Annotated in this window: 6 protein-coding genes; 2 read left to right on the forward strand and 4 right to left on the reverse strand. The window is 66.7% G+C overall.

Features of this window, described 5'->3' with window-relative positions; genetic code table 11:
- Window positions 1–31: 31 nt before the first annotated feature.
- A complete protein-coding gene (istB, locus tag FCN18_RS38800; protein ID WP_323808410.1) occupies window positions 32–769 on the reverse strand; it encodes an IS21-like element helper ATPase IstB in 738 nt (245 codons plus the stop codon).
- Window positions 766–2,031 carry an IS21 family transposase gene (gene istA / locus FCN18_RS38805; protein WP_137097583.1) on the reverse strand — a complete coding sequence of 422 codons (1,266 nt, stop codon included), beginning with the start codon at window positions 2,029–2,031 and terminating at the stop codon, window positions 766–768. Before istA ends, istB begins: the two co-directional genes overlap by 4 nt.
- A gap of 86 nt (window positions 2,032–2,117) precedes the next feature.
- On the opposite strand from istA, the gene FCN18_RS40650 reads away from it, so the two are divergent.
- Window positions 2,118–2,249 carry a hypothetical protein gene (locus FCN18_RS40650; protein WP_255375736.1) on the forward strand — a complete coding sequence of 44 codons (132 nt, stop codon included), beginning with the start codon at window positions 2,118–2,120 and terminating at the stop codon, window positions 2,247–2,249.
- Window positions 2,250–2,284: 35 nt separating this feature from the next.
- Here the strand turns inward: FCN18_RS40650 and FCN18_RS38810 are convergent, their stop codons facing one another.
- Window positions 2,285–2,884, reverse strand: coding sequence for an Rv1733c family protein (locus FCN18_RS38810; protein WP_112276278.1), 600 nt, complete (start codon window positions 2,882–2,884; stop codon window positions 2,285–2,287).
- A gap of 106 nt (window positions 2,885–2,990) precedes the next feature.
- Window positions 2,991–3,800, reverse strand: coding sequence for a universal stress protein (locus tag FCN18_RS38815; protein ID WP_113643310.1), 810 nt, complete (start codon window positions 3,798–3,800; stop codon window positions 2,991–2,993).
- A gap of 90 nt (window positions 3,801–3,890) precedes the next feature.
- Between FCN18_RS38815 and FCN18_RS38820 the strand changes: the two genes are divergently transcribed.
- Window positions 3,891–4,818: cation:proton antiporter domain-containing protein (locus tag FCN18_RS38820; protein WP_228714366.1), on the forward strand; the 928-nt coding region annotated here is incomplete at its 3' end.

Here is a 4,818-nt window from a genome sequence, read left to right on the forward strand (position 1 = left end):
AAGACACCTGTCCACGACACGAAATACCAGGTCAACGGCAAGATTCGGAAATCGAAGTCGAGATAACCGCCGCCACGACGTCGTCGGAGAACGTCTCACCCCAGCGGCCGAAGGGCAGGTTCGAGGTGACCATGACCGAGCCCTGCTCGTAGCGGGTGGCGATGAGCTGGAAGAACAGGTTGGCCGCGTCCTGATCGAACGGGATGTAGCCGACCTCGTCGATGATGATCAGTTTGTAACGGCGGATCTTCTTCAACTCGGCCTCCAGCCGGTTGCCGTGATGTGCCTCGGTGAGACGGGCGATCCAGTTGCTGGCCGTGTCGAACAGCACCGAGTAGCCGGCCTGCGTGGCCTTGACCCCGAGGCCGATCGCGAGGTGAGTTTTTCCGATTCCGGGCGGGCCGAGCAGGATCACGTTCTCGGCCTTGGCGATGAATGTGGCGGTCGACAGGTGCGCCAGGACGTCGCGGCGCAGCGAGGGCAGGTGATCAAGGTTGAAGTCCTCCAGCGTCTTGACCGCCGGGAAGTGGGCGGTCCGGATCCGCATTACGGTGCCCTTCGACTCACGGTCGGCGACTTGGCGCTGCAGCAAGGCGGCAAGGTATTCCTCGTGCGACCAGTTCTCGTCGCGGGCCTGGTCGGCCAGTTGTTCCCAGAACGCGGCGATCGTCGGGGTCTTGAGGACCCGGGCCAGATAGGCGATCTGGGAGGGCAGTCCGTCTTTCGGCGCAGCAGCCAAGACCTGGGGCTGGGATGAGGTGGGACTCACGTGTTACTCGCTTTCGTTGGTGGGGCAGTGAAATCGACGCCGAAGAGCGCGTCGTAGTCCGGCAGGGCCCGCATCGCGACAACGTGTCCGTCGGCGTGACGGCGGGTCTGTCCGGCGGTCTCGCGGCGCAGCCGTTCGGCTGCGAAGTTCTTCCGCAGCGCCGCTGCGGCGGCTTGGTGGGCGGGGTCGGTGACCACGACCTGCTTGGCCCAGCAACGTTCATGCCGAGCAACCAACTGCCCGTCGCAGAACACCCTCACCTCGGCCGGTGAAGCGGTGACGTCGACGAAACGGCCGATCACCCGCGGGTCGACGGAGTAGTCGACGGTGTCGACCCGCACGTAGTAGTCCCGGCCGAGCCGGATCCGCTGGTTCAGCCCAATCGGTGGCGCGACCGGCGGCAGCGGCAGCATCGCCTGGTAGTCGGTCTCCAACAGCTCGACCGGACGCCCCCGGATCGAGCGGACCGTCCGGGTGTTGGCCCGAGCCAGCCATTCGCCGAGCTGGGTGTTGAAGTCCCTGGGTGAGGTGAAGACCCTGCCGGGCAGGAACGAGGTCTCCAGATACTGGTTGTTCCGCTCGACCATGCCCTTGAACTCCGGGTCTCGCGGCGGCGCGAGCACGATCTTCGTGGCCAGCGTCCCGGCGAACGCCGCCGCCGGCGCGCTGACCCGCCCGGTCCCGCCGATCGCGGATTCTCGGTCCCAGACAAGCTGTTTCGTCACCCTTCCGATCCCGTCGATCAACTGCCACATCCCCGACAAGATGTCCCCGGCCTGCCGCGACGGGATCATCGTCGCCGTCAGAAACCGAGAGAACCCCAGCGTCATCACCAACACCGGCAACACCCGGTCCTGCCCGGCAGCGACCGGGATGGGTGGTTCGGGAAACCACAGATCGCACTGAGCGATTTGCCCAGGCTCGTAAACCACCCGATCGACCGGGTCCACCCCGGCATACTCCGGACGCAACATGGCCAGCTTCTTCTTCAGCGGTGACATCGAGTGCGGCCAGCCAATCCTCTGCGCCATCACCGGACCCGGCATACGAGGCCACTCCGCCAGCAGCGCCCGAATCTGCGGCTCGAACGAGTCGGCCACCGAGCCGCGCGAGGCCCGCTGATACTTCGGCGGCCCGTCCGACTTCAACGCCGCCCGCACCGTGTTCCGGGCAATTCCCATCCGTCGGGCGATCTCCTTGATCGGCACGCCCTCAGCTCGATGCAACCGGCGGATCTCCGCCCAGTCCTCCACGTTCAACACCCTCCTACCTCAGAGGGGGTCAACTTTCGGAAGACTCCTGGGGGTCAGCTTCCACGAACCGGCGACAACTGTTGATCATTTCGCTCGTGGCCGCGGCCGTGCTGATGGTGGCGATGCTCGTGAAGGACAAGCCGTTTTACGGCGGTATTGGTCTCTGTGTGTTGCTCGGGCCGGGTGCGGTGCTGACGTTCTGGTACACGACCTTGTCCTGGGGTTAGACGCGGCCCGCGCGCCGTCGTCGCGGTTGGGGCGTTCAGGGCGGGCCGTGGCCGGTGTTCAGGCGTGCCCACTCGTGTGCCCAGTGGGCGTAGCGATGCTGGTCAAGTCCTGCCCGCAGGAGCCAGAAGGCGGCCGACAACGCGCCGACCACAATCAGCCAGGTAGCGATGGCGGTGGCTGCGGCATGACCGGCGGCGTCCTGCGGCGTGGCGGGTGACGACGTCACCTCGCCAGCAGTGTCAATCCAGATCGGTACCTCGCTGCCCGCGGACATCCCGGAACTGGCCGGGACAGCCCCCGTGAGCTCGATGCCCTCGGATGTGGTCCACCGGGCCTGCGCGCGCGTGCCGTTCTCACTGACTGGCCCGCGCCCAGCTCGGGGTCTCGATGGGGCGTCGGCGAGCAGGGTGGCCGTGGTTTCGTACCGGCTGGCCATCGCTTCCTCGGCGATCTGGCGGTTGTGTGCGTAGCTGCGCTGCCCGTGAGTAACGACAACGGGGATGGTCAGCAGCGACAGCAGCACAACGATCACGAGAGCAGCGGCCTCGATTCGGTCGGAGCCTCGCGCCACAGGGCTTCGCCCCGGGCGGAGACGCCGGGCGAGCCGCAACAGGTACATGGAGGTATCGGGCATGCCGGGCGACCTCCTCCGGTCCCGATCGCCGGTTGAAGCCACCTTTCAGGGTACGACTGACACGGGCATCGGACATGTTGATCACCGCTGCCCTGGGGAGATGCGTTCAGGTGACGGGAGCGACCAGGACGGGGGTGGGACTGCGCGTGAGCAGTTCAGTGGTGACGCTGCCCAGCAGGAGTCGGGTGAGCCCGGTACTCCCGTGTGTGGCGGTGATCGCGAGTGTGGCCGGGCGGGACTGGAGCAGCTCGGCGATACTGGCGGCGGGATTGTCGCCGGTGAGCAGGGTGGCACTGGCCTGAACACCGTCATCGGCCAGTGCGTCGGCAGCTCGGGACAGGCCCGCTCCGAGAGCTTCCAGGTTTCCCGGGGTTTCTCTCGGAAACGCGACGTGCACGAGCTCGACCTCGGTAGCGAAGAGGCGGGCCCACGTGGTGGCGACGGCGAGGGCTGTTTCGGCACGGTCGGAGCCATCGAGACAGACCACGAGACGTTCATAGCGGCGGGGCAGTCGCGAAAGCTCGTAGCCGGGACCGACCACCAGGGTCGGCGCACGGCTGGTGCGCAGCAGATGCGCGGAGACGCTGCCGAGGACGAGACGATCAACCTCGTCGCGGTGTTGCGCCGACATGCAGATCAGGGTTCCGGGGTTCTCGCCGGCCATGTCGGCGATCACCTCGCCCGGCCATCCGGCGCCGACGACAGCGACCTCGACCTGGTCGTAGGGCAACAGCTCGGCGATGTCGTCGAGGTCACGGGCCCAGCGTCCGTTGACCGGGTCGTAGACGGTGACCAGCTCGATAGGGCAATCCAGCGTCTGGGCAACCCGCAGTGCGGGCAGGAGTGCCCGCTGCGCCTCGTCGGTGCCGTCCAATGGCACCAGCACACGGGAGACGACATGCTTATCGTCCGCCATCACAGCCTCCGACCTGCACCATTTGCCCGATTCGACCTGATGTGTTGGGTAGGGTCGTGATCGTATGTGGACACCGGAAACCGTGGAGCTATGAGCATTCAATTACCTGCCGACTGGTGGATCCTGCTGGTTGCGGTGCTGTTGGTGGGTGGTGTTCTCGCGGCCGGGTTCGCCAACCGGCTGCGGTTGCCCGGTCTGTTGCTGTTCCTCGTGCTGGGCATGGTCATCGGTGACGACGGGCTCGCGTTGGTCAGTCTGTCCGACCCGCGTGTCGCCCAGATCGGGGGGACCATAGCGCTGTTGTTGATCCTGTATGAGGGTGGGCTGACCACCAAACCCGGTGATCTGCGGCAGGCAGCGCTGCCTGGCTCACTGCTGGCCACCGTCGGCGTGCTCATCACCGCGGGCGTGGTGGGTGGCGGTGCGTATCTCCTGCTCGATGTGGAGCTGTTGACCGCGTTCCTGATCGGCGCTGTGGTGGCCTCGACCGACGCCGCTGCGGTCTTCGCCATGTTGCGCCGGGCCCCGCTGCCGCGGAAACTGGCCTCGCTACTGGAGGTCGAATCCGGTGCGAACGACCCGATCGCGATCATGCTCACGATCGGGTTGATCGAGACCTGGCGTGCCGATCCCGGAATTGGCGACTGGGTCACGTTCGCGCTGCTGCAACTGGGCGGTGGCCTCGGTGTCGGCGCACTGGCCGGCCTCGCCGGCACTTGGATGCTCATGCGCCCCAACCTCGGCCCCGAAGGCGCCTATCCGGTCCTCGCGCTCGGCGTCGCCGGACTGTCCTACGGTGCCGCCGCGGCGGTGGGCGCCTCCGGCTTCCTCGCCGTCTACGTCACGGGGCTGGTGGTGGGCGCCCGGGTCCCGCTGCACCGCCGCGGGATCCGCACCTTCCACCAAGGACTGTCCAGCACCGCCGAAGTCGGGCTGTTCCTCATGCTCGGGCCGTGTCATGACAACTGTGTAAGCCGCGGATGGACCAAGATCGGATTGCCCGACGCGATCCAGAAAG

This window comes from Prauserella endophytica (assembly GCF_005146945.1).
Lineage (GTDB): Bacteria > Actinomycetota > Actinomycetes > Mycobacteriales > Pseudonocardiaceae > Prauserella_A > Prauserella_A endophytica.